Here is a 23,811-nt window from a genome sequence, read left to right as displayed (position 1 = left end):
TTACTCGTTTCTTAGAACGGTTAAAATATCTACTTCACTTGCTTTTTTAGCTGGGTAGTAAGATGAAGCAATTACAATTACAAATGCTCCAATAACAATAAGAAAAAAGTCTTTAAGACTTAAATCAAGCGGTAATGTAGTTGTTGGATAAACATCTTTTGGCAAAGAAACAATATCAAAAGTGCTTAAGATCCATAGTCCACTCATACCAAAAACAATTCCTGCTAAGATACCACTAACTCCAATTACTATACCAAGGTATAAAAATACTTTCTTAATCTCTATGGTGGTTGCACCTAAAGACAGGAGAAGTGCTATCTCACTTCTTCTGTTCATTACAGTCATTAAAAGCGAAGAGATTATGTTGATAGCAGCAATTAAAATTATAAGCATTAAAACGATAAAAAGAGAAGCTTTTTCCAGCTCTAGTGCTGCAAAAAAGTTAACATTATCTTCCCACCACCCTTTCACTGTCACACTAACAGGAAGAATCTCTTTGATTTTTACAATATCTGCATGGGGATCATTTGAAAATACATGGATTCCATCATATTGGTTAGATGGTATGTGCAGCATTGACTGCATCGATGATAAAGTAGTATAACTGTATGCCTTATCATAAGCACTTAGCCCGGAATCAAAAATACCTTTAACTTTAAAGCGTTTTATTTTCGGCGTAATTGAGAGTCCGCCTGGCTCAACATGAGTAAATATATACATCAATCTGTCGTCAGTATAAAGATTAAATTCATCTTTTAAACTTTTACCAATAAGTACATCAAACTTTGAAAATTGATTTTTTTTAATAGCATCTGCTAAAACACTGTTTACTTTTGCTTCATCCTCAAAGTTGACACCAAAGATATATCCACCTTCTAACTTTGTTCCACTTCTGGCCATAATAGCTGACTGAACATATGGACTAAAGTTAAGGTCTGGAAATTTTGTTTCTAAATCTATAAGAAGGTTTTCATTAACTGCACCATAAAATTTTGGGATAATAGTTAAAGGATAATTCATAATTGTGAGTTTTTTCTTGAACTCTTTATCAAAACCATTCATTAACGCCATGGCTATAAGAAGAACCATAACACCAAGAGTAATGCCTAAAAAAGCAAGTAGTGCCGATAGAAAGATAAAGGGTTGATCTTTGTCAAAGCGTAAGAAACGCTTGACTAGGTAAGGTACAATTAATGCCTTCAAGACGCAAAAGCACCGCTTCCAGCAAATACCCCCTTCTTAGGACCACTTTTTCCACAACATTGTTTATATTTTTTGCCACTGCCACAAGGACAAGGCTCATTTCTAGCTACTTTTTTAGATGCTGAGTCATCACCTTCTAATTGATGATTTAACTGTCTTGCTGCTTCATCAAATTTTCTTTGCAGTTCTAGCTGTTGAGCTACTTTTGCAGCTTCTTCTTCTGCAGACTCCATTTTAAACTGGATAATTTGAAGAGTTTTGATGGTATTAAATTTAATATCTTTAATAAGCTCAGTAAAGAGACTAAAACTCTCTTTTTTATACTCTACTAATGGATCTTTCTGGTTATATGCACGAAGTCTAATACCTGTTTTCATATTATCCATAGCGTAAAGATGTTCTCTCCATGCACTGTCTAATTCTTTTAGATAAAGCTCTCTAGCTATTTCATACTGAACTTCTTCTTCTAGTACACTCATCTTATCATCATACGATTTTTTAATTACAGTAGTTAGATTTTCTTGAAGTTCTTCATATTCAAGTGAAGAGTAATCATCTACATTGAGATCAAAGTTCAACTCTTCTTTTAATACTTCAGACATTTTTTTAAGATTAAAATCTTCTTTTTCTCCACCGTCGTATATATCGCAGATATTTAAAATATTATATACATATTCAGCTCTAATTTCATCAATTTTTGAAATGATGTTAAATTCTTTGTCTAGGAGTTGATTTCTAAATCTGTAAACGATTTTTCTTTGCTCATTAGCTACATCATCATATTCAACAATCTGCTTTCTACCTTCGTAGTGCATATTTTCAACTTTCATTTGAGCTTTTTCAACTGCACGAGTAACCATTTTTGACTCAATATATTCACCATCTTCAACACCAAGTCTCTCCATAATAGACTTAATCTTATCAGAGCCAAAAATACGAAGTAAATTATCTTCTAATGATAGATAAAATTGTGTAGTACCAGCATCTCCTTGACGACCTGAACGGCCACGAAGCTGATTATCAATACGACGATTTTCATGTCTCTCAGTACCTACAATATAAAGACCGCCAAGAGTCTTCACTTCATCATTTACCTTGATGTCAACACCACGTCCAGCCATATTCGTAGCGATTGTAACTGCACCTTTAGAACCGGCATTTTTAATGATTTCACCCTCTTGCGCATGGTTTTTAGCATTTAAGACCGTATGAGCAATTTTCTCTTTTTTAAGAACTTCATGTAAAACTTCAGATTTTTCAATAGAAGCTGTACCGATTAAAACTGGCTGACCTGTTTTAGATAGTTTTTTAATAGTTTCTATAACTGCATCAAACTTTTCTTTTTCTGTTTTATAAATAAGATCATTTAAATCTTTTCTTGTAATAGGAATATTTGTAGGAATAGATACAACATCAAGAGAATATATCTGAGCGAATTCAGTAGCTTCAGTCTCAGCAGTACCCGTCATTCCTGCTAACCTATCATACATTCTAAAGTAATTTTGAAATGTTATGTCTGCTAGAGTTTGTGTCTCTTCTTTTATCTCTACTTTTTCTTTAGCTTCAAGAGCCTGATGAAGACCTTCACTAAAACGACGACCTTCGCTCAGTCTACCTGTAAACTCATCAACAATTACAACTTCACCGTCATTTACAACATAATCAACATCTTTTTCAAATAGATAGTTAGCTTTAAGTGCTTGATCAAGGGCATGAGGAAGAGAAGAGTTTTCAACACTATAAAGATTTTCAACACCAAAAAGCTCTTCTGCTTTAGTTATACCATCTTCTGTTATAAGTATAACCTTGTCTTTCTCATCTACACTGAAATGTTCATCTTTGACAAGTTTCTTAGATATATCATCAGCAATCTTGTAGTCTTCTAAACCTCTGTTCGTAGGCCCAGAGATGATAAGCGGTGTTCTAGCTTCATCTATTAAAATACTGTCAACTTCATCAACAATCACAAAATTGTGATTTCTTTGAGCCATCTGATCAGCTGAGTAACTCATGTTATCTCTTAAGTAATCAAAACCAAACTCGTTGTTTGTACCATATGTAATATCACACTTGTAAGCTTCTATCTTTTCTTCTGGTGTAGAGTTACTTTCAAGTACAGTGCCAACAGAAAAACCTAGAAAGTTATACAAAATACCCATTTCTGTTGCATCTCTAGAAGCAAGATAATCATTAACCGTTACTAGATGTACACCCTTGCCTGCCATAGCATTAAGTACAATTGCTAGTGTTGCTACAAGAGTTTTACCCTCTCCTGTCTTCATCTCAGCAATTCTACCTTCATGAAGAGCCATACCACCTATTAGTTGAACGTCGAAGTGTCTCATATTAAGAACTCTTTTGCCAACTTCTCTTGTGATAGCAAAAGAGTCCTCTAAAGCATCGTTTAAACTTTTTTCTTCACTTAAAACACTGTTCTTTAATTCTAAGAACACCTCTTTTAAATCATCATCGCTTAGAACCTCATACTTAGCTTCTAATGCATTGATATCGTTAACCCTTCTAGAATATTTTTTTAATTCACGATCATTTGATGTACCAAATATCTTACCCATTAATGCCTGTAGCATTCTCAACCTTGTTATAGACTACTATATAGTTTACTATATAGTAGTCACTGAAATTGCTCTTATTCTAGCATAGTAATAGTTACAATTTGCATAAATTTAAAAATGAAACTATTTAAAATTCATATTGATTAATATGTAAACAGTCCCTTAGATATAATTTCTTAAATAAGGAGCTTTATGAAACATTTATTTACATTATTCTTAACTTCTACACTTGCTTTTGCTTCGTTTGATAGCTTAAACTCATTTCAAGCTGACTTTACACAAAGTGTTACAGACGATAAAAATAAATCATTAGTTTATAGTGGGCACGTAGCGGCTTCTAAGCCTCAAAATGCTGTATGGAACTATACAAACCCAATAAAAAAAGACGTTTATATAAATAGATTTAACGCAACAGTTATCGAACCGGAAATTGAGCAAGTTATTATCAGAAGAATAGACTCTAGTCTAGATTTTTTCAACATGCTACGAAATGCAAAAAAAATAGAAAAAAATAGATATGAGGCTTACTATAAAGAGTCAAAGTTTGTAATAACCACAAAAGATGAAGTAATTGAAACTATCTCATATATAGATGAGTTTGAAAACAAAGTAAAAATAGTATTTAAAAACCAAAAACAAAATGTAAAAATAGATATGAAAATCTTCACTCCAAAATACCCGCTAGAGTTTGATGTAATCAGAGATTAGCGAAGAGCGATGTAACGGAGGGAAGCAACGCATAAGTTGCGTCGCTATTTTGGTTTTATTTTATCATTGCAGTTAGTTGCTCTTGACTTACTGTATTGAAGTTAAGATATTTATAAACTGTATCTGTCATCTCTGGTGTAATTTTTCCAGAAACTATCTCTAAATACTCCTGCGGTGTTGGTAATGCACCTTTAAGTGCAACAACAGCAGCAAGCTCAGCAGATCCAAGATAAACTTGTGAACCCTTACCTAATCTATTATCGAAGTTTCTAGTTGAAGTTGAGAATACCCATGCATCCTGTGCAACAGATGCCTGATTACCCATACATAAAGAACATCCAGGAATCTCAGTTCTAGCTCCAGCCATACCAAAGATAGAGTAGTAGCCTTCTTCAGCTAATTGTTTCTCATCCATTTTTGTTGGAGGACAAACCCATAGTTTATTTTTAACTGGACCTTCACCTTTTAGGATTTCACCAAGTGCACGAAAGAGTCCGATATTTGTCATACAAGAACCAACAAAGACTTCATCAATCTCAGTTCTTAAGCCAGCCGCGCGGATTTCAGTAAGTGTTTTAACATCATCTGGATCATTTGGACAAGCAAGGATTGGCTCTTTGATTTGATCCATGTCTATTTCGATTACTGCTGCATACTCTGCGTCTGAATCAGCTTCCATTAGTTCTGGATTAGCAATCCAGTCTTTCATTTTATCACGTCTACGAGCTAGTGTAGCTGCATCTTCGTAACCTTGTTTAATTAACTCATCAATTAAAGCGATGTTTGAATTTAAGTACTCAATAATTGGTTCTTTGTTAAGTTTAACTGTACAAGCAGCAGCTGAACGCTCAGCAGAAGCATCTGAAAGCTCAAACGCTTGCTCACATTTAAGATCTTCAAGGCCTTCAATTTCAAGAACTCTACCACCAAAGATATTTTTCTTACCAGCTTTCTCAACCGTAAGCAAACCATCTTTAATAGCTTGGTGAGGAATAGCGTTTACCATATCACGAAGAGTTATACCCGGTTGCATAGTCCCTTTAAATCTTACAAGTACAGATTCTGGCATAGTAAGTGGCATCATTCCAGTAACACCAGCAAATGCAACAAGACCTGAACCAGCTGGGAACGAGATACCTATTGGGAAACGAGTATGTGAATCTGCACCAGTTCCTACTGTATCTGGAAGACAAAGTCTATTTAACCATGAGTGGATTACACCATCACCTGGACGAAGAATAAAACCTTTTCTTGAAGTCCAGAACTCTGGAAGTGTATGTTGTAGTTTAATATCCGCTGGTTTTGGATAAGCAGCAGTATGACAGAACGATTGCATAGTCATATCGGCACCAAAATTAAGTGCAGCAAGTTCTTTTACTTCATCTCTAGTCATAGGACCAGTTGTATCTTGAGAACCAACAGTTGTAGCAACTGGCTCACAGTAAACACCTGGCTTTACGCCTTCGATTCCACAAGCTTTACCAACCATTTTTTGTGCTAAAGTAAAACCTTTACCATTATCAGCTGGCTGTGAAGGAGTCATAAAAATATTACCAGCATCCATTCCTAGAGCTTCTCTAGCTTTAAGAGTTAAACCTTTACCAATGATAAGTGGAATACGTCCACCAGCTCTCATCTCATCAGGAAGAGTATTTGGTTCGATTTCATAAGTAGAAACTACTTTACCATCTTTTTCAATCGTACCATCAAATGGTTTAACAGTGATAACATCACCAGTATTTAGTTCAGCTGTTGGAGCTTGAATAGGAATACAACCTGAATCTTCTGCTGTGTTGAAGAAAATTGGAGCAATGATATCTCCAATTACGATACCACCAGTTCTTTTGTTAGGTATACCTGGGATATCTTTACCCATGTGCCATTGAACTGAGTTGATTCCTGATTTTCTTGATGAACCAGTTCCAACTACATCACCAACATATGCTAATGGGTGACCTTTTTCTTTTAACTTTTTCATAGTATCTAGTGGATTGTCCATTCTGTTTATCAAGAATGAGTTTGCGTGTATAGGAATATCGGCTCTTGTAAATGCTTCAGATGCTGGAGATAAATCATCAGTGTTTGTTTCACCTGGGATTTTGTAAACTGTTACTGTAATCTCTTCATCCATAGCAGGTTTGTTAGTAAACCACTCACCGTTCGCCCAAGATTCAACTATCTCTTTAGCTTTAGCATTTCCTTCATCCATTAATCTTTTTACGTCATTGAATGAATCGTATACTAAGATTGTATTTTTAAGTTGATTAGCAGCAGCATTTGCAACGTCACCATCTATTTTAAGAGCTTCAACTAATGGAGTAACATTGAAACCACCTAGCATTAATCCTAAAATTTCACATGCTTTTACAGCGTCTATAGAGTCACAAGAAACATTTCCTTGAACTACATCATTTAAAAATGCAGCTTTTACATAAGCAGCATCATCAACACCTGCAGGAATTTTATTTACAAATATATCCATCGCATAGTCTTGCTCCACAATTGGTGAAGCTTTTAATAATTCAACAAGCTCTGCTGTTTGTTCTGCAGTCAGTGCTAATGGTGGAACACCAAGAGTAGCTCTCTCTTTTGTGTGTGCTTTATAATCTTCTAAAAATGCCATAGTCATTCCTGTATTTTAATTTAAAAAGATTATAACCTAATAAGTAAACCCAAAATAAACAGTGTTACTATAATACACATATTTTAGACATATATTTTTCAATATGTTAACTTTAGTAACATAACGGAGTATCAAAAGGAGTGTAATATATAGCTTATTATGTTACTATCTACTTGATACATCAGTTATGGAGAAAATCATGAACTCATTTAGAACTGAAAATGACTCTTTTGGTAACCTTGAAGTCCCCTCAAATATGTACTATGGTGCGCAATCTGCCAGGTCACTTATAAACTTTCCTATAGGTATAGAAACTATGCCAAAACCTCTCATTAGAGCTTTAGCAATAGTAAAGCAATCGTGTGCAAAAGTAAATATGGATTATGGTCTCTTAGATTCTATTATAGGAAAGGCAATTATCCAAGCATCTACTGAAGTAATGCAAGGGAAGCTTGATGAGCACTTTCCTTTGTCTATATGGCAAACAGGTTCTGGTACTCAAAGTAACATGAACGCAAATGAAGTCATATCTAATCGTGCCATAGAGATTCTTGGTGGAGTTATCGGCTCTAAGACTCCCGTACATCCAAATGATCACTGCAATATGGGTCAATCATCAAACGATGTGTTTCCTACTGCTATGCATATAGCGGCTGTTGAAGAAATCACACACAAGCTACTGCCCTCTTTAAAGCATATGTATGAAGAGCTAGATAAAAAGTCTAAGACATTTAAGCATCTTGTAAAAATAGGTCGAACTCATACTCAGGATGCCACACCAATAACACTAGGACAAGAATTTTCAGGTTACACAGCACAAGTAGCTAACTCTATTCGTAGGGTTGAAGCCATACTTCCTGCTCTGCTTCAACTAGCACAAGGAGGAACTGCTGTTGGCACTGGAATGAACTCCATAAAAGGCTTTGATGAAGCATTTGCCAAGCAAGTTGCTAAAACTCTTAATATTGGATTTGTTACAGCAGAAAATAAATTTGAAGCACTTGCTGCCCATGATGCCATAGTTGAAGCAAGTGGAGCATTAAATACTATTGCGGTTAGTATGATGAAAATTGCTAATGATATTCGATTCTTGGCATCTGGACCGAGATGCGGCATCGGAGAAATAAGTCTAGCTGAAAATGAACCAGGATCCTCCATTATGCCTGGAAAAGTAAACCCTACGCAGAGTGAAGCTCTTACCATGATATCAGCACAAGTAATGGGAAATCATACAACTATATCTATAGCAGGCTCTAACGGACATTTTGAGCTAAATGTATTTAAACCCGTAATGATTTACAACCTTTTACAATCCATCCGCTTACTTAGTGATGGATGTCTAAGTTTTACAGATAGATGTGTAGTAGGGATAACTGCTAATGAAAAACGCATAGCAAAACTAAGAGATGAGTCACTTATGCTTGTAACAGCACTTAATCCTCATATAGGATATGATAACGCTACCAAAATAGCTAAAAAAGCTCACAAAGATGGCTCTACCCTGCTTGAAGCTGCTCTGGCTCTTGAACTTGTGACAGAAGAACAGTTTAAAAAGTGGGTGATTCCAGAGAATATGATTAGCCCTAAAGAGTTATAAATTTCGTTTTTTCAACTCGGCTTCTACAAGTTCTCTGTCATAGCCTCTATAGTTTGTCTTTAACCAAAGCATATAAGAGTCTGGAAGATCACTATATTGCATACCTTTGTATTGACCAAAACCAACTCTTGGCTGAGATTTAACTGTTATTATATTTTCTTCGCATCTAGCTTTTATATTGCTGTATTGTATTAGTGTCATAAACTCATGAAATTCTATTCTCTTTTGAATTACAAAGCTATATGAAGTAAAGTCAAAAATACCCTTGCGACTCTCTACAAAGTTCTGTAACTCTTGAATCTGTTCAACTGAGAGTTGTTCGAGGTTTCTAACATCAACGCGATAAGAGTTATGATACTTTGTAAAAACTAAGTGTGCTTTAGTCATTATAGTATCTCACGGATACCTTTAGTATTTGGAGAAGATAATACGCCCTCTCCTTCTAACTGCTCAATAATTCTTGCTGAACGGTTGTAGCCAACTTGAAGTTTTCTCTGTAAGTATGAGATAGATGTTTTTCTGTCTGTCATGATTACATTTTTAGCATCTGGGTAAAGTGAGTCTAGCTCTTCATAAGTTTCATTTTTAGAAGCACCATCTAATTCATTCTCTTCAACCAAAAAGCTTTTATCATAGTTTGGCTCTCGTTGAGACTTAATAAAATTTACTATATTTTCTATCTCATCTTCCGCACTCCATGGGGCGTGAAGTCTAACTAAACCTGTAGAGCCGGGAGGGGTAAATAGCATATCACCACGACCAAGAAGTGACTCTGCACCCATTTGATCTAAGATTATTTTACTATCAACTTTTTGCCCTACTCTATATGAGATGCGAGATGGTAAGTTTGCTTTTATTAGACCTGTTACAACATCTACAGAAGGTCTTTGAGTAGCTACAACTAAGTGAATACCAGATGCTCTTGCCATTTGTGCAAGTCTTGCGATAGAGTGCTCAACATCTTTTCCGCTTGTCATCATCAAGTCAGCAAGCTCATCAATAATAACTACGATATAGGGAAAGTGCTCTCCACCATCACGTTTTACTCTGTCATTGTAGTTTTCTATGTTTTTAGTTCTTGTCTCACTCATTAATTCATAACGGCGTTCCATCTCTGAAACCATGTTGTTAAGGGCTACTATAGCCTGCTTAGGCTTAGTGATAACTGGAGTAAGCAGATGCGGAATATCATTATATACAGAAAACTCTAACATCTTAGGATCTATCATAAGAAGTCTAAGTTGATCAGGTGAGTTTTTGTATAACAAAGAGAGTATCATCGCATTTATACCAACACTCTTACCACTTCCCGTAGTTCCAGCTATAAGAAGGTGTGGAAGCTTTTTAAGGTCTGTTATAAATGGCTTACCTACTATATCTTTACCTAAGGCTATGGTAAGAGGAGATGCAGACTCTTTAAATAATTTTGAATCTAATAATTCTCTTAAATAGATAGTATCAACGGTCTCATTTGGTATCTCAATACCTACAACATCTTTTCCAGGAATCGGAGCTTGAATACGGATAGTCTCTGCACTTAGAGCCATTGCTAAATCATCTTGAAGATTTAATATCTTACTTACTTTAACATTAGCAGCAGGCTTAAACTCAAATGTAGAAACAACAGGACCTGCATAAGTTCTTACAACGTCACCGTCTATTTTAAAATGAGCCAGCTTTTCAATAAGGTAGCGAATTTTGTCATCTACTTCGCTCTCATCTACACTGTGCCCTGTTTTATCTGGCTTTTGTAAAAATTTAACTGATGGCAGAGTAAAGTTCTTTGGTTTTTCCACTTCACCCTTTTCCATTCCCTCTAAAAGCTTTGCATTTTCTTCTAGCTCATCAACAATTAAAGCATTTTTTTGTTCTTTAACTTTTGATGCTATCTCTAAAATAGTATGTGAGCTTGATGCTATATCTTCTTTAGAAGGTTCTTCTGCCTTAGATTCAAGCTCTACATCCGGTTCTGTAACTGATTTTAAAATAAACTCTTTTTCTTTAATATCTAAAGGCTCTGTATTTTCTTTTTTTCTCAAATATGCTGGTTCATCATACTCATCTTTACTATTATCATTCTCGTAAAATTCAAGTTGAGCCTTTGGTTTGGGCATAAGCTTTTTTAATAGATTTGAAAATAGTAGTGTCACTTCATTCATGCTTTTATCTAAAAGAAGCAAAGTTGAAACAGAAGTAATCATAAACCAAAATATCCAAAGTCCAAATAGTCCTATATATGGAGCTAAAAAATCAACAAAGCTTGCTCCTATTACTCCTCTAAGTTCATCATTTATGAGTATTGCCTGAGCTAAGAGAAAAGAAAAAAACATCAAAAATGTTGCTACAAAAAGTTCTAATTTTCTAAAATTGTATGTTGTATCTCTGTAAAGAAAATATAGAGGTATTAAAAAAGTAATTAAGTATACATAAGATATATATCCGAAATATTCATTATTATATGAAGCAAATATAGAACCATAACTTCCTATAAGTCCACTATTGCCAAAGATAGTTGCAAATCCGAGATAGATTAAAACTCCAAATGTTACGATAAATAAGGTCTCTTTCAAATCATTTTGCCTTTAAAATATAAATAAGTGTTTTATAGATGAAGTATAGCCAAAAATGTTCCACTAAGAAACTTTTTTGGCAATTTGCAATGCGATGGTATAGCAAAAAAATTTATAAATAGTTTACTAAATTTAACTTTGAAACTTTACCTACTGTTGAGAGCATTGCCTCATAGTTGTTTTTTAGCTGTGATAAAGCAAGTTGTGACTCTGCTATATCGGTATCAAGTACATCCGATCGAAGAGTTTTCGTGCTTAGTTCTAAAAGGTCTGTTCTTTCTTTTGCCCTTGTTAAAGCATTTGATTGTGCACCAACTAAAGAATGTGATCTAATGAAATGCTCTTGTAAGGCATCTATTTTGGTAATAGAATTTTCCATACCAAGATTTCTTACGCTACCGCTTGAAGCATCTGGGTGAGTTTTATGGTCTTCAACCGCAGTAATTATCTCATCTATTTCTTTAAAAAAGTCTGTTTTTGCATCTACAACTGCAATACTATTATTAGTGTTAAATGAGACTACAGATGCTGAAGCTCCATCACTAAAATTACCGCTACTTGCGTCATGGATTGCCATTGAAGCTAAGGTGTCACTTGTTCCTATTTCTCTAAAATTTATTTTCCCATCATAACTTAAAAAAGTATTACCATTAAAGCTTGAAGCTTTTATTGCATTATCATAATCAGTAGGAATATTTGTTGGAACTACCCTATTCTCATTTTCTTCATCAATAAATGTTGCTGGGGTATTGTTTGTTACAACTATATTGACTATATCCATAAGTTGTTTATAAGTCATATCATCTGCAGAAATGGCAGATCTTGGTTCTTCAATAGTAAATACATTAAAATTTGTAGTCCCACCATCTAATGAAAATGTTGTTCCTGCTGTTGCCAAATCTATCTGTACATCATAAACTTCCCCTCTAACATCTGTCCCAGTTAGTTTAAGCTGTGTTCCATCTAATGAACCAACTGAAGGAGGCTGAGACAAGTCAGCAACTTCTGAAATCTTTGTAGATCCATTAGCAAATGAGTTGTCTGCTCTTACTATTTGAGAGACACTAGATGACAAATTTGAACCATCTTTTGAAAACATAGTTCTATCATAAACCAAAGCTTCTAATTTTTCAGGTGCTCCAAGTGAAGATTTATATCCAGATTTTACAAATTCTTTTACATATAAATTATTTGCTGGAGGGTTAGTTGGATTCATTATCTCGCTAAAATTACTTTCACCAACATCTAGTAAATCAATATTATCTACATCAGCAGCATCTACAGCTCCAAATTGAGCCCTAGCATTGATATCTAAAGGTCCAAGTTTAGCTTCAGCATTGATATCCAAAGCTCCAAGTTTAGCCTTAGCATTGATATCCAAAGATCCAAATTTAGCCTTAGCATTGATATCTAAAACTTCTCTACCAAAATCAACAGCGCCAACCATGTGAAAATCTATTTTACTTGAACCTTTAATTTTATCTTCTATTACTATTTGCCCTGATTTGTTCAAACTTACATTTACAATATTTAAATTTGGTGTATTCCCATATGCATCACCGATTCTAATCAAGAGTTCACTAATGCTATCATCATCCTTCATAGATACTTTTTCTTTAAAAGTAGTACCATCACTTTTAGTTCCTCTGATATAAAAATGATGTTTATAGTTCTCAGTATCTACAAAAGTATCTGTGTCACCCATTAAATCACGAATCGTGTCACTTTCTTTTACCGGAGTCAGTGGGGCTTCATTTTCAACTCCTGTGGCAAAGTTGTATTTTTCACTTAGGTTTGGCTGTACAACATTTGTCGTTATCATTCTTTTTGTTAAGACTTCTTCTCCTAAAAATAACTGTGAACCTGACATGTTGTACTGCTGTTGAGTTCCAGAACCTAAAAAAGCCTTTAAAGAACCATCATTTCCATTATATGTGCCATCAGGAGAAATAGGTTTAATATCAACCGCTGTTCCAGAAAAAAGATATTGACCATTAATAGAGGTATTTGATAGGTTTTTAAAATGATCTTCTACTACTCTAAGCTCATTAGCAATTGCGTCAAGAGAAGAGTCACTCTGTGTTCCATTAGAAGCTTGAATAATCAGAGTTCTCATTCTTTCCATTGTTGTACTAAACTCATTTAATACAACATCAGTTTGGTTTGAAACTTTGTAACCACTTTCCGTACTTTTTTTAATCTGAGAAAGAGTAGCAAGCTCATTATCTAGTCTCATAGTTTCAGCAAATGTTCTAACATCATCTTTAGCATACTGAATTTTTAATCCAGATGATATCTGCTTGTTTACATCAAAAAGGCTCTCATTTATTTTTGAGTTATTAGATCCATATAAGTTATCATAATACATAGCTGATGTAACTCTCATAATGTACCTCCTTTTACTATTATCATATGATACAATACTAGCAATTAAAGTTCCATTTAATAGATAAAACAAATATTATTTACTTTTAAGTAATAAATCACTATCATTCCAACTCACAAGCCAGAGTGGTGGAACGGTATACACGGCGGATTCAAAATCCGCTGCCTTCGGGCTTAGGGGTTCAAATCCCCTCTCTGGTACCACTAACATATAATACCCTGCAAATAGGGCTTTTCTAAAGAACAAAAACTTCAACTATCAGTGATATTTATAAAATGAATACCTCAAAGCGTTAATTTTCATACATATTTCAACACAAACCTCAATAAATAGGCACTTCTATAAACAAACTATTTATCTAATGTAAAATAATATTAAAAACTTCTTGAAGAAAATAGGTACAAATACCGTAGAAAAATATAGCATTATTGCAACAGTGCATAAAGGTTTCTAGACTCTCGTTTTATCTCTAACGATATCAAGTAGTTTCTTTTTTACTTCCATAATTCACACCTTTCACTTAAGGGACATTTTGTCCGTTTAATGGGTTATTTTAAAAATAACGGAACAATATAAAAGGACATAAATAATTTAAGTATATTAATAAAATATTAAAAAATATGACGATTAATTATGAAATTAGTCATATTTCCAGTTTATAGAGGACATATTGAGTATGTCTTTAATAATTATATTGGTAGTTGTTTGTGTTATAATGTTCCTTGAATAACGGGGGCACGGGTTGAACACCCACTGGTCATCTGTCGCACAGCGCCAGATAACAAGCGGGAGGATCAAGCAACCATTGCAAAACCTAAAGGTTTCTCAACGGCAGTTACTCACCCGCGCCCCCGTTATATCCAAAAAGCCACATTATCTGGAAATACAGAGTTTAAAATTTAGGATGGGTAATGAATGATATTCAATATTATGTTTTAATAAATAAAGATGCTACCGTAGATAAACAGCAAAAAGAAGAAATAGATAAAATTGAACTAGAATTTAAAGATACAAAACTTCCTTTTAGTGAAAAATATATTGATGTATATTTACTTTCACATGATAAAAACGAATGTAAGAAATATATCGAAGATTTGGATAAAAAAATTCAAGAGTTTTTTTATATTGAACAAGTTGGATCTGAAATACAATATACTGCATTTTTAGATATTTTAGGTTTTTCAAATCACATAAAAACTGAAATAACAAATGATTATCAAGCAGAAGATTTTTATGATACTTTCAATGAAGTTATGGAGTATCTTCAATTTGAAAAACAAGATGTATTTCAAATTGATAGTGCTGATTATTTGAAATACATAAAAATAAAACATAGTTGGATTTCAGATACTTTTGTAATAAGTATAGAGTACTTGAATGAGATTAAAAAAGAAGATGAAAATATAATTAGAGGTATGATGATTTTTAGATTATCAATGATTATTGCTTCTATACATCATTTTATGGCTTTAAAGTTTGGATTTACAGTAAGAGGTGGTATCTCATCAAAGTATTCATGTATTACAGATAATTTTATATTGGGAGAAGGTGTAGCTGATGCTCATAAACTTGAAAAAGAAATAGCCATATACCCTAGAGTAATTTTTGAACAAAATATAGTCAATGATGAAATTTACGAAATAATGACACAACAATATCGTGATAATGATTTAAATTTTATTTCAAAAGATTGTGACGGTTACTATTTTGTAAATTACTTAGCAATATTACAACAAATACCTCCTATGATAGGAAAAATGTTTAAAATACCTAATGATAAAATTAAAGAAAATGCAATAAAACAAAAAATAAATGTAATTAAAAAATATCAAAACATTGTAACAGATGGTCTTAAAATAACAGATGAAAAGATTAAGGTAAAATATACATGGCTAAATAATTATTTAGGGAGAGTTCTTCTGAATAAATCATTTCAAAAAAATATTATTGATAATTGATAACATGTACAAGCTAACAAAAAGATATAACAAATCATTGGAGAGAAAATGAAAAAAACATTAATAACAGTGTTGATGGTTTTAAGTATTACATCAAGTCTTAATAGTCAGGACAAAATGATTACAAAGGCTCATCACAAAGGAAAACTTATTGGTTATGCTGTAGCAACAGCTATAACTATTCAAGCAGAACTAATGGCTAATCCTGATATACGTTCGTTTCATGGTAATAATTGTAGTGCAAAATTAAATTCAACTGGTTTAATAACAAATCATGAAGATTTATTATTAGCAATGAAATATTGTGTAGCAATATTAAATGTTGAACATAAATGGGAAAATTAAAGTAGTGTTTACAAGGCTAAAGCATAACAAAACTTTGGAAAGCCCAGTGAAAATACCACCTTGTTTTTCAACTCAAACATTATACAATTACAAAAAGATCAAAATACTAATAATAACAACAGATATACTGCCAAGTGATTTAAAAGTTACAAATATTTTTTCAATGATTGAAATAACAAATAAAAAACAAATGAACATCAAGATGCAAATGCTATTATAGGTGTTAAAATAAGCACAACAACACATCAGTTTAAAGAAGGTACTTTTTTATATTTAACTTATATAGGAACACCTGTATTTTTAGAAGAAGAAACTATCTAAACTGTATAACAAGTACTTGGAGAGAAATACGAAGCCGTGCTTTGATAAACAATGTTAAAAAGTGGTCAGTTCAATATGCTTGAAATTGCTCAAATGGCTAATCATTCAAATACTGAAATGATAATGCGAAGTAGATAATCCATAAACTAAGCATTCTTTGAGTAATCACTCTTGAGACTTAGTCGTGATGTTGGGTACCGTGTTCAAGAATTCTGCGAACTGCATCTTCTTCTAGTTCTTGAATCTTTGTGATAACTCCCTCAAAAGTGAGTGTTTTTCCAGCAAGGGGGTGGTTTCCATTGAGTGTAGCATAGTCATCATGTATATCCATAACTGTAAATATTAAAGTTTCGTCTGGGAACTCATCGCTATTTGAATCAAGTTCCATACCAACATAAATATCTTTTGGAAGCTCACTAAGTTGCTCTTTTATGAGAAGTTCCTCATCGTACTCTCCAAAAGCTTCTTCTGGAGAAAGTGTTACTTTAAAAGAATCATCAACCACTTTTTTCTCAATAGCATTTTCAAGTTCTGAAAATATATGCCCATATCCTCCATGAAGATAGATAAGTTCTCCCTCATTTGGATTAAGATGTGTACCATCGGCATCGTGAAGAGTGTATTGGAGATACACAAGTTTATCTTTTGATATTTCCATAAAATATTCCTTCTCTTTTTATCGGATTATAACACAAGATTTTCAAGTAGTTTTTGATACTTAGCTTAGTAACTATCAATAGTAAAAACTACACCCCTCTCATATGTTATACTTCCATCTACATAAAACAAGGCTATGCAGTGCAAAACCCATCAACTAAAACACAAAAGTTTATTCTAAAGTTTTTTCCAGAGATTATGATTAAAGGTTCTTCAGCAAAAAGACAAATGGTAGGACAACTCTACACAAACCTCATAACGTTACTAGAGCGTATCCACGCAGACATCAAAGTAAGAAAGTTTTCTGACAAAATCGAAATCTTAACACCCATAGAAATGCTCCCTGAAGTTAGAATAGTTCTTTTAAACACACCTGGAATCGAGCAAGTTCTTGAAGTTTTACAGTTTGACAATATGAACAGCCTTGAGAAGATAAAGCATAAAGTTGGCGAAATACTAGGCGCTAGTCTAAAAGACAAAACTTTTGCAGTTAGAGCAAAACGTACAGGCACGCACAGTTTTAAGTCCACTGAATTAGAGAGTACTGTCGGTGGTTATCTACTTGCACATACAGATGCTAAGGGTGTTGACCTTCATAACCCAGATATAACTGTTAAAATGGAACTAATAGAGAGTCAGCTCAATATTATTACCACAAAGTACAAAGGTCTCAGTGGTTTTCCTATTGGGACACAAGGAGATATCTTATCTTTGATGTCTGGAGGATTTGACTCGACTGTTGCATCTTACTTGACTATGAAAAGAGGTATTAAAACACATTTTGTATTTTTTAACCTTGGCGGTATGGCGCATGAAATTGGGGTTAAGCAAGTAGCATTATATCTATGGTCTAAGTTTGGCTCATCCCATCGAGTTAAGTTTATATCTGTACCTTTTGATGATGTCCTTACAGAGATTTTTCGCTCTACTGCCCCAACATATATGGGTGTAACTCTTAAACGTCTTATGCTTATGGCCTCTGAGAAAATTGCTGATGAGCTTGAGATAGATGCACTTTTAACAGGAGAGAGTGTCGCACAAGTCTCCTCGCAAACACTTAGAAATCTTGCACTTATTGACCAAGTAAGTAACAAACTGATACTTCGCCCACTCTCAACCATGAACAAGCCAGATATCATGGCCATAGCAGACGACATTGGAACACGTCACTTTGCTGAGAGTATGCCTGAGTATTGCGGTGTTATTTCACAAAACCCAATCACGCATGGTTCTTTTAAGCGTATGGAGAGAGAAGCAAAAAAATTCAATTATGAAGTGCTTGATAAGGCAGTAGAAAATGCTGGAACTATCTATGTAGATGAAGTCATAGATGATGTTAGCAATCTAGCACCCATAGAAGTAATCAATGATTTAGACTCAGGCGATTATGTGGTGATAGATATTCGCGCTGAGGATGAGTGCATAGAAACATCATGCGAATCTATCAAAATACCATTTCATAAACTAAAAACTGAATTTTCTAAACTTCCACAAGACAGAGAGTACCTACTTTACTGCGAAAAAGGCATCATGAGTCAGCTACATGCACAATACTTAAGAGATGCTAAGAACACTAAAAATGTCAGGGTTTACAGACCTTTATAATAACACACTAAATGCAGAGTGTATTTTTTTTTAAACTTTAATAAAAATGCTTTAAGTACAATAGTAAAAATAAATATTTACAAAGGCTACTTATGAAAACTATACAAATATTAACGCTTTTACTTGGAGCAATAACTCTTAGTGCGCAAGAGATGCAATATGATACCCAGAAATGTGGAAGTGCTATGAAAGCTCCAAAAGCTAAACAGGAAACTATGAAAAAAGAAGTCAATGAGTCTGTTGAATCTAGATTTTCACCTAAGACTTACCAAAAGGCAGACTGGACTAGAAAAATACCGACAGAGGATGAAGAATATCCAAGAGGTAAAATTAGAACCCATTAAAAGTTTCATATAGATAGTGTACAATACACAAAATATCTACAAGGTTATATGTTATGTATAAACAAATTATAGATGCACTAAAAAAGCACCATAAAAGAGACTTACAAAAAGATTTCAATTAGATGAGCATATTTTTAAAGTTTTTTATTGTATCACTATTGGTATCATCACTGCTAGAAGCTTCAAGTTTGAATGTAGAAAAAATTCAAAATGACTTTTATGATAACGTTATTATAAAACCTTTATATTCCAAATATCGCAAAAAGTCTCTAGTTGATAAGGCCCTTCAAAAGCGAGCTAATAAGTTTCGCATCTATAACAGTTACTGGAAAAAAGCTAAAAAAGAACTATGGAAAAATCATAAATATCTCTCTTCTTCACAATTTTTGACTTTAATAGATCTCTCAAAACAAGTACTTATAGTAGTCTTATGGGATAATGAAGCTAAAGATTTTTACCCGATAGGCTTTGACTTTATATCAAGCGGAAATATAAACAGAGAAAAAGAAGTTACTAATGGTGATGACCATTATTTTAAAACTCCTGCCGGTTTTTTCAATATTAAGAGTGGTTGGCGTTCTGATGGAGATACTTACAAAGACAACATAACTATGCCATATGGCGAAAAAGACAGCTTTGTTTTTTTCTTTGGTGAGCAAAAAAGTATCCGCTACAATACTTTTAATGAAAACAATACAAAAATCAAAGACACCAAAAAATGGAAACTCATTACTGGTAAACTGCAGTTAGCTATGCACGCTCACACAAGCAGCGCTCCTTTAGGAACTCCTCAGTCGCATGGGTGCATACGTATGAGCAACGACTTAAATCTTTACCTAGATAATAACTTAGTCTTTTTTAAACATCTCTACGATGGCAAAAAATGGATACATCCATATAAAAAACCTCCCTTAGAACCTAAAAACTATGGACTTGCTGGTGAATTTGTACTTATACTTGACAGTGTTTATTAGCCACAGAGAAGAAACTAAAGTTTCTCTCTCATTAACTCTTTTAACTCTTTAATATCTAAGTGCAACTCTCTTAGTTGTAGAGTTGTACTATCTTCATGAGTATGAAGTTCCTCTACAACACTGCTTGTTTCATCTTTGTTTATCTCAGCCATAGCATCTACTACTATGGCTACTATTAGGTTTACCATGATAAAAGTAACCATAAATATAAATGGTACAAAAAAGGTCCAAGCATATGGATGAACTTCCATAATAGGTCTTACTATTCCCATAGACCAAGACTCTAAAGTCATAATCTGAAAAAGTGTGTAAAAAGACTCTCCAAGCGTACCAAACCAAAGAGGAAAACTCTCGCTGTAAAGCTGAGTAGCCATGATGGCGAAGATATAAAAAAACAACATAAGTAGTGCCGCAATTGAAAGCATCCCAGGTATTACACTCACAAGGGCCATAATAATTTTTCTCATCTGTGGAACTACTGTTATAAGTCTAAGAAGTCTAAATACTCTAAGGATTCTAAATATCTCAAATACACCAGTTGCAGGAACGAGAGAAACAGCTACGATAGCAAAATCAAAAAGACTCCATGTATCTTTAAAAAATGCAGATCTGTGAGCGTAGATGCGAAGCATAATCTCTATAGTAAATATAGTAATTATCAGCTTGTCTAATATATGAATAACTGAGCCGTAACTCTGCATAAAATCTTTGGATGTCTCAAAACCCATCGTAATACCGTTTATAATAATAAGTGCTATTATGAAGTTTTGAAACTTACTATTTTCAACAAAGTTTTTAATATTTTCTTGCATTAAATTCCTTTAATATAAAATTTTATTGGGATTCTAGCGAAAAAATATAAACTCTAAAGACATCGCGAGAAAGTTAGGTCTAGTTAGTTGATATAAATAGGCTATAATTCGCTCAAACTTCCAAGGAATTAGATGTCTGAGCAAATTAAAAAACCTAGTAAGAAAAAGTATTTTGACAATGTTAGTATTGGAAAAAGAACTAAACAAGTAGTACATTTCGCAGATCAACACGATAAAGCTGCTATGTTTGAGCAACTAATCAAAAACACTCCAAATAAACAAACTGTAGTTATCACTAAGAGTAAGCGTAACGCAGATGCTCTTCACTCATATCTTAAAGCTCAAAGCATCAATGCTCTTGCAGTTCATGGTAACCATAGAGCACAGCAGTTAGAAGAAGCTTCAAAATCTTTTAATGCATCTGAGTTAAACATCATCATAACTACTGATATGATTTTAAAATCACTTGAACTTAAAAACATTCAACTCATAGTTAGTTACGACTTGCCTATTGAGTATGAAGAATATTTTGTACGTTTAGCTTATGTAGATGAAGTTGGAGAGTCTATACTGTTGGTTAATCCTGATGAAGAGTCTACTCTACAAATCATAGAAATAAAGATGAAAATGGAAATTTTGCAAGTTGAACTTGAAGGCTTTGTAGCTACAGAACTTGACTTAAAAAAGACTCATATAAAAAAAGATAAAAAGAAAAAACCTCGTCATCGTAAACAAAAGAAAAAAACAGATACTACACAAGAACAAGAGACTCCTCAAAGCGAGTAAATCTCTTGTAGTCATCGACAAAACTATTTAGCTAAATCAAACCTATCAAGATTCATAACTTTTGTCCAGGCAGATATAAAGTCATCTATAAAGAGCTTTTGTGCATCTGAACTAGCATAAACTTCTGCTATAGCACGCAGTTGTGAATTTGAACCAAAAATTAAATCAACTCGCGTTGCTCTCCACTTGAGTTCACCGCTTGAGCGATCGCTTCCTTCAAATAAATCTCTATCATCTAAGAGTGGCTTCCATGCTGTGCTCATATCTAGTAAATTGACAAAAAAGTCATTACTAAGAGAATCTAGCTGCTCAGTAAATACACCATGACTTTTCTCTCCAACATTTATATTTAAAACACGCATTCCACCAAGAAGAACTGTCATCTCAGGTGCGCTCAATGTCAATAGTTGTGCTTTGTCTACTAATAGCTCTTCAGCAGAAACAGAATATTTTGTTTTTAGATAATTACGAAATCCATCCGCAATTGGTTCTAGTACATCAAATGCATAAGCATCTGTTTGTTCCTCAGAGGCATCCATACGACCTGGTGTAAAAGCAACTGCGACTTCATATCCAGCATTTTTAGCTGCACTCTCAATACCTGCACAACCACCTAAAACAATCAAGTCAGCAAGTGAAATTTTCTTTCCATTAGATTGAGCTTTGTTAAATTCATCTTTTATGTCTTCAAGTGTAGCAAGTACTTTTGAGAGTTGTTCTGGCTGATTAACTTCCCAATCTTTTTGTGGAGAGAGACGAATACGTGCACCATTTGCTCCACCTCGCTTATCTGAGCCACGAAATGTAGAAGCAGATGCCCAAGCCGTCGATACAAGTTCTGATATAGATAAACCAGAATCTAGTAGTTTAACCTTCAGCGATGAAATATCTTTGTCATCTACTAATTTATGATTAACACTAGGTATAGGATCTTGCCAGATTAGTTCTTCATTAGGAACTTCAGATCCAAGATATCGTGATGATGGTCCCATATCACGATGTGTCAACTTAAACCATGCACGGGCAAATGCATCTTGAAACTCATCTGGATTTTCATAAAAACGTCTTGCAATTTTTTCATAAGCAGGGTCAAAACGTAGGGAGAGATCTGTAGTTAGCATGGTTGGTACATGACGTTTGGATGAATCATGTGCATCAGGTATTGAGTTAGCCCCTGCTCCATGCTTAGGTATCCACTGATGCGCACCATTCGGACTTTTTGTCAGTTCCCATTCGTATCCAAACAAATTCCATAAAAAGTTACTACTCCACTTTGTAGGTGTAGTGGTCCAAGTGACTTCCAGACCGCTACTTATTGTATCAGCACCTTTGCCTGTACCAAAACTGCTTTTCCATCCAAAGCCCTGCTCTTCAATACCTGCTGCTTCAGGTTCAGGACCAAGATGAGAAGCATCTCCAGCACCATGAGTTTTTCCAAAGGTATGACCACCTGCAATCAAAGCAACTGTTTCTTCATCATTCATTGCCATTCTGGCAAAAGTATCACGTATATCTTTAGCTGCTGCAATTGGATCTGGGTTACCGTTTGGACCTTCAGGGTTTACATAGATTAGTCCCATTTGAACAGCTGCTAGAGGATTTTCTAGCTCTTTATGTTCACCAGAATAACGTTTGTCATCAAGCCAAGTACCTTCAGTCCCCCAATATATATCCTTTTCGCTCTCCCATATATCTTCTCGTCCACCACCAAAACCAAATGTTTTAAAACCCATTGATTCCATAGCAACATTACCACTCAAAATTATCAAATCAGCCCAAGAAATTTTTCTTCCATACTTCTGTTTAACAGGCCAAATCAACCTGCGTGCTTTATCAAGATTTACATTATCTGGCCAGCTATTAAGAGGTGCAAAACGCTGGTTACCATTTCCTCCACCTCCACGTCCGTCAGCACTACGATAAGTACCGGCACTATGCCATGCCATACGAATAAATAGTGGTCCATAGTGACCGAAGTCTGCGGGCCACCAGTCCTGTGAAGTAGTCATAACTTCTATAAGATCTTTTTTAACAGCTTCAAGGTCAAGACTTTTAAACTCTTTAGCATAATTAAAATCATCATCCATAGGATTTGAAAGAGAGGAATGTTGATGCAAGATATCTAGCTTTAACTGGCTTGGCCACCAATCTTGATTAGATGTTCCCCCAGCAGAAGTGTGGTTCATAAGTTTTGTATTCTCAAACATAGTATCTTCCTTATTTAGAGTTAAAAAGTATTTATTATAGTGTAACTAAAATAATTAAATACTTATCATATTTGTTACTTAACATATGTTAGTAAAGATTATTTAACTAAAAAAGAATAAAATGATACATTACAAGGAGTAA

At 34.1% G+C, this 23,811-nt stretch carries 17 protein-coding genes and 1 tRNA gene; 9 read left to right on the top strand and 9 right to left on the bottom strand.

What is annotated here, in order from left to right:
* On the bottom strand, positions 1-1,203 hold the full coding sequence (locus tag ACLHDE_RS06930) for an FtsX-like permease family protein (protein ID WP_415398473.1): 1,203 nt from the start codon (positions 1,201-1,203) through the stop codon (positions 1-3).
* The gene (secA, locus tag ACLHDE_RS06925; protein ID WP_415398472.1) at positions 1,200-3,791 is read right to left on the bottom strand and encodes a preprotein translocase subunit SecA; all 2,592 of its coding nucleotides are present in this window, start codon (positions 3,789-3,791) and stop codon (positions 1,200-1,202) included. Before secA ends, ACLHDE_RS06930 begins: the two co-directional genes overlap by 4 nt.
* Positions 3,792-3,968: 177 nt before the next feature.
* Between secA and lolA the strand changes: the two genes are divergently transcribed.
* Complete coding sequence (gene lolA, locus ACLHDE_RS06920; RefSeq protein WP_415398471.1) at positions 3,969-4,484, top strand: LolA-like outer membrane lipoprotein chaperone; 516 nt, start codon at positions 3,969-3,971, stop codon at positions 4,482-4,484.
* Positions 4,485-4,539: 55 nt separating this feature from the next.
* On the opposite strand, the gene acnB is transcribed toward lolA, so the two are convergent.
* Complete coding sequence (gene acnB, locus ACLHDE_RS06915; RefSeq protein WP_415398470.1) at positions 4,540-7,107, bottom strand: bifunctional aconitate hydratase 2/2-methylisocitrate dehydratase; 2,568 nt, start codon at positions 7,105-7,107, stop codon at positions 4,540-4,542.
* A gap of 199 nt (positions 7,108-7,306) precedes the next feature.
* Here acnB and fumC point away from each other — a divergent pair, with 199 nt between their 5' ends.
* The gene (gene fumC / locus ACLHDE_RS06910; RefSeq protein WP_415398469.1) at positions 7,307-8,704 is read left to right on the top strand and encodes a class II fumarate hydratase; all 1,398 of its coding nucleotides are present in this window, start codon (positions 7,307-7,309) and stop codon (positions 8,702-8,704) included.
* On the opposite strand, the gene ACLHDE_RS06905 is transcribed toward fumC, so the two are convergent.
* The 3 genes from ACLHDE_RS06905 to ACLHDE_RS06895 all read right to left on the bottom strand — a co-directional run bounded on the left by ACLHDE_RS06905 (position 8,699) and on the right by ACLHDE_RS06895 (position 13,660).
* Positions 8,699-9,091 (bottom strand): putative quorum-sensing-regulated virulence factor, encoded by a 393-nt coding sequence (locus ACLHDE_RS06905; RefSeq protein ID WP_415398468.1) that lies wholly within the window; start codon positions 9,089-9,091, stop codon positions 8,699-8,701. The two genes, fumC and ACLHDE_RS06905, sit on opposite strands and share 6 nt — an antisense overlap.
* Entirely contained in the window at positions 9,091-11,274 is a 2,184-nt protein-coding gene (locus ACLHDE_RS06900; protein ID WP_415398467.1) for a DNA translocase FtsK 4TM domain-containing protein, read from the bottom strand. The genes ACLHDE_RS06905 and ACLHDE_RS06900 overlap by 1 nt, the downstream gene beginning before the upstream one ends.
* Before the next feature lie 112 nt (positions 11,275-11,386).
* Entirely contained in the window at positions 11,387-13,660 is a 2,274-nt protein-coding gene (locus ACLHDE_RS06895) for a flagellar biosynthesis protein FlgL (RefSeq protein ID WP_415398466.1), read from the bottom strand.
* A 119-nt stretch (positions 13,661-13,779) separates the two neighbouring features.
* On the opposite strand from ACLHDE_RS06895, the gene ACLHDE_RS06890 reads away from it, so the two are divergent.
* From ACLHDE_RS06890 to ACLHDE_RS06880, 3 genes are all read left to right on the top strand, one after another.
* Positions 13,780-13,863 (top strand) — tRNA-Leu (locus ACLHDE_RS06890).
* Positions 13,864-14,571: 708 nt separating this feature from the next.
* Positions 14,572-15,618, top strand: coding sequence for a hypothetical protein (locus ACLHDE_RS06885; RefSeq protein ID WP_415398465.1), 1,047 nt, complete (start codon positions 14,572-14,574; stop codon positions 15,616-15,618).
* 48 nt (positions 15,619-15,666) lie between these two features.
* On the top strand, positions 15,667-15,963 hold the full coding sequence (locus ACLHDE_RS06880; protein WP_415398464.1) for a hypothetical protein: 297 nt from the start codon (positions 15,667-15,669) through the stop codon (positions 15,961-15,963).
* Between the two features lie 499 nt (positions 15,964-16,462).
* Here the strand turns inward: ACLHDE_RS06880 and ACLHDE_RS06875 are convergent, their stop codons facing one another.
* Complete coding sequence (locus ACLHDE_RS06875) at positions 16,463-16,942, bottom strand: FKBP-type peptidyl-prolyl cis-trans isomerase (RefSeq protein WP_415398463.1); 480 nt, start codon at positions 16,940-16,942, stop codon at positions 16,463-16,465.
* Between the two features lie 140 nt (positions 16,943-17,082).
* On the opposite strand from ACLHDE_RS06875, the gene thiI reads away from it, so the two are divergent.
* The 3 genes from thiI to ACLHDE_RS06860 all read left to right on the top strand — a co-directional run bounded on the left by thiI (position 17,083) and on the right by ACLHDE_RS06860 (position 19,864).
* A complete protein-coding gene (gene thiI / locus ACLHDE_RS06870) occupies positions 17,083-18,546 on the top strand; it encodes a tRNA uracil 4-sulfurtransferase ThiI (RefSeq protein ID WP_415398462.1) in 1,464 nt (487 codons plus the stop codon).
* A gap of 92 nt (positions 18,547-18,638) precedes the next feature.
* Complete coding sequence (locus ACLHDE_RS06865; RefSeq protein ID WP_415398461.1) at positions 18,639-18,890, top strand: hypothetical protein; 252 nt, start codon at positions 18,639-18,641, stop codon at positions 18,888-18,890.
* 122 nt (positions 18,891-19,012) lie between these two features.
* Positions 19,013-19,864: a L,D-transpeptidase gene (locus ACLHDE_RS06860; RefSeq protein WP_415398460.1), complete on the top strand. Its 852-nt coding sequence runs from the start codon at positions 19,013-19,015 to the stop codon at positions 19,862-19,864.
* Between the two features lie 14 nt (positions 19,865-19,878).
* Here ACLHDE_RS06860 and ACLHDE_RS06855 read toward each other — a convergent pair whose 3' ends face one another.
* On the bottom strand, positions 19,879-20,676 hold the full coding sequence (locus tag ACLHDE_RS06855) for an ion transporter (protein WP_415398459.1): 798 nt from the start codon (positions 20,674-20,676) through the stop codon (positions 19,879-19,881).
* Positions 20,677-20,808: 132 nt separating this feature from the next.
* On the opposite strand from ACLHDE_RS06855, the gene ACLHDE_RS06850 reads away from it, so the two are divergent.
* Positions 20,809-21,462: a helicase-related protein gene (locus ACLHDE_RS06850; RefSeq protein WP_415398458.1), complete on the top strand. Its 654-nt coding sequence runs from the start codon at positions 20,809-20,811 to the stop codon at positions 21,460-21,462.
* 23 nt (positions 21,463-21,485) lie between these two features.
* Here the strand turns inward: ACLHDE_RS06850 and katG are convergent, their stop codons facing one another.
* Positions 21,486-23,669, bottom strand: coding sequence for a catalase/peroxidase HPI (gene katG / locus ACLHDE_RS06845; protein ID WP_415398457.1), 2,184 nt, complete (start codon positions 23,667-23,669; stop codon positions 21,486-21,488).
* Positions 23,670-23,811: the final 142 nt, after the last annotated feature.

Source organism: Sulfurimonas iocasae (genome assembly GCF_047716755.1).
Classification (GTDB): Bacteria; Campylobacterota; Campylobacteria; order Campylobacterales; family Sulfurimonadaceae; genus Sulfurimonas.
Note: the sequence above shows the minus strand (reverse complement) of the source record. Positions and strands in the feature narration are given on the sequence as shown.

Bases quoted from the DNA above. Each gene is read 5' to 3' on its own strand.
- secA (WP_415398472.1), bottom strand. From the start codon at position 3,791: ATGCTACAGGCATTAATGGGTAAGATATTTGGTACATCAAATGATCGT.
- lolA (WP_415398471.1), top strand. From the start codon at position 3,969: ATGAAACATTTATTTACATTATTCTTAACTTCTACACTTGCTTTTGCT.
- acnB (WP_415398470.1), bottom strand. From the start codon at position 7,107: ATGGCATTTTTAGAAGATTATAAAGCACACACAAAAGAGAGAGCTACT.
- fumC (WP_415398469.1), top strand. From the start codon at position 7,307: ATGAACTCATTTAGAACTGAAAATGACTCTTTTGGTAACCTTGAAGTC.
- ACLHDE_RS06905 (WP_415398468.1), bottom strand. From the start codon at position 9,091: ATGACTAAAGCACACTTAGTTTTTACAAAGTATCATAACTCTTATCGC.
- ACLHDE_RS06895 (WP_415398466.1), bottom strand. From the start codon at position 13,660: ATGAGAGTTACATCAGCTATGTATTATGATAACTTATATGGATCTAAT.
- ACLHDE_RS06885 (WP_415398465.1), top strand. From the start codon at position 14,572: ATGAATGATATTCAATATTATGTTTTAATAAATAAAGATGCTACCGTA.
- ACLHDE_RS06880 (WP_415398464.1), top strand. From the start codon at position 15,667: ATGAAAAAAACATTAATAACAGTGTTGATGGTTTTAAGTATTACATCA.
- ACLHDE_RS06875 (WP_415398463.1), bottom strand. From the start codon at position 16,942: ATGGAAATATCAAAAGATAAACTTGTGTATCTCCAATACACTCTTCAC.
- ACLHDE_RS06865 (WP_415398461.1), top strand. From the start codon at position 18,639: ATGAAAACTATACAAATATTAACGCTTTTACTTGGAGCAATAACTCTT.
- ACLHDE_RS06860 (WP_415398460.1), top strand. From the start codon at position 19,013: ATGAGCATATTTTTAAAGTTTTTTATTGTATCACTATTGGTATCATCA.
- ACLHDE_RS06855 (WP_415398459.1), bottom strand. From the start codon at position 20,676: ATGCAAGAAAATATTAAAAACTTTGTTGAAAATAGTAAGTTTCAAAAC.
- ACLHDE_RS06850 (WP_415398458.1), top strand. From the start codon at position 20,809: ATGTCTGAGCAAATTAAAAAACCTAGTAAGAAAAAGTATTTTGACAAT.
- katG (WP_415398457.1), bottom strand. From the start codon at position 23,669: ATGTTTGAGAATACAAAACTTATGAACCACACTTCTGCTGGGGGAACA.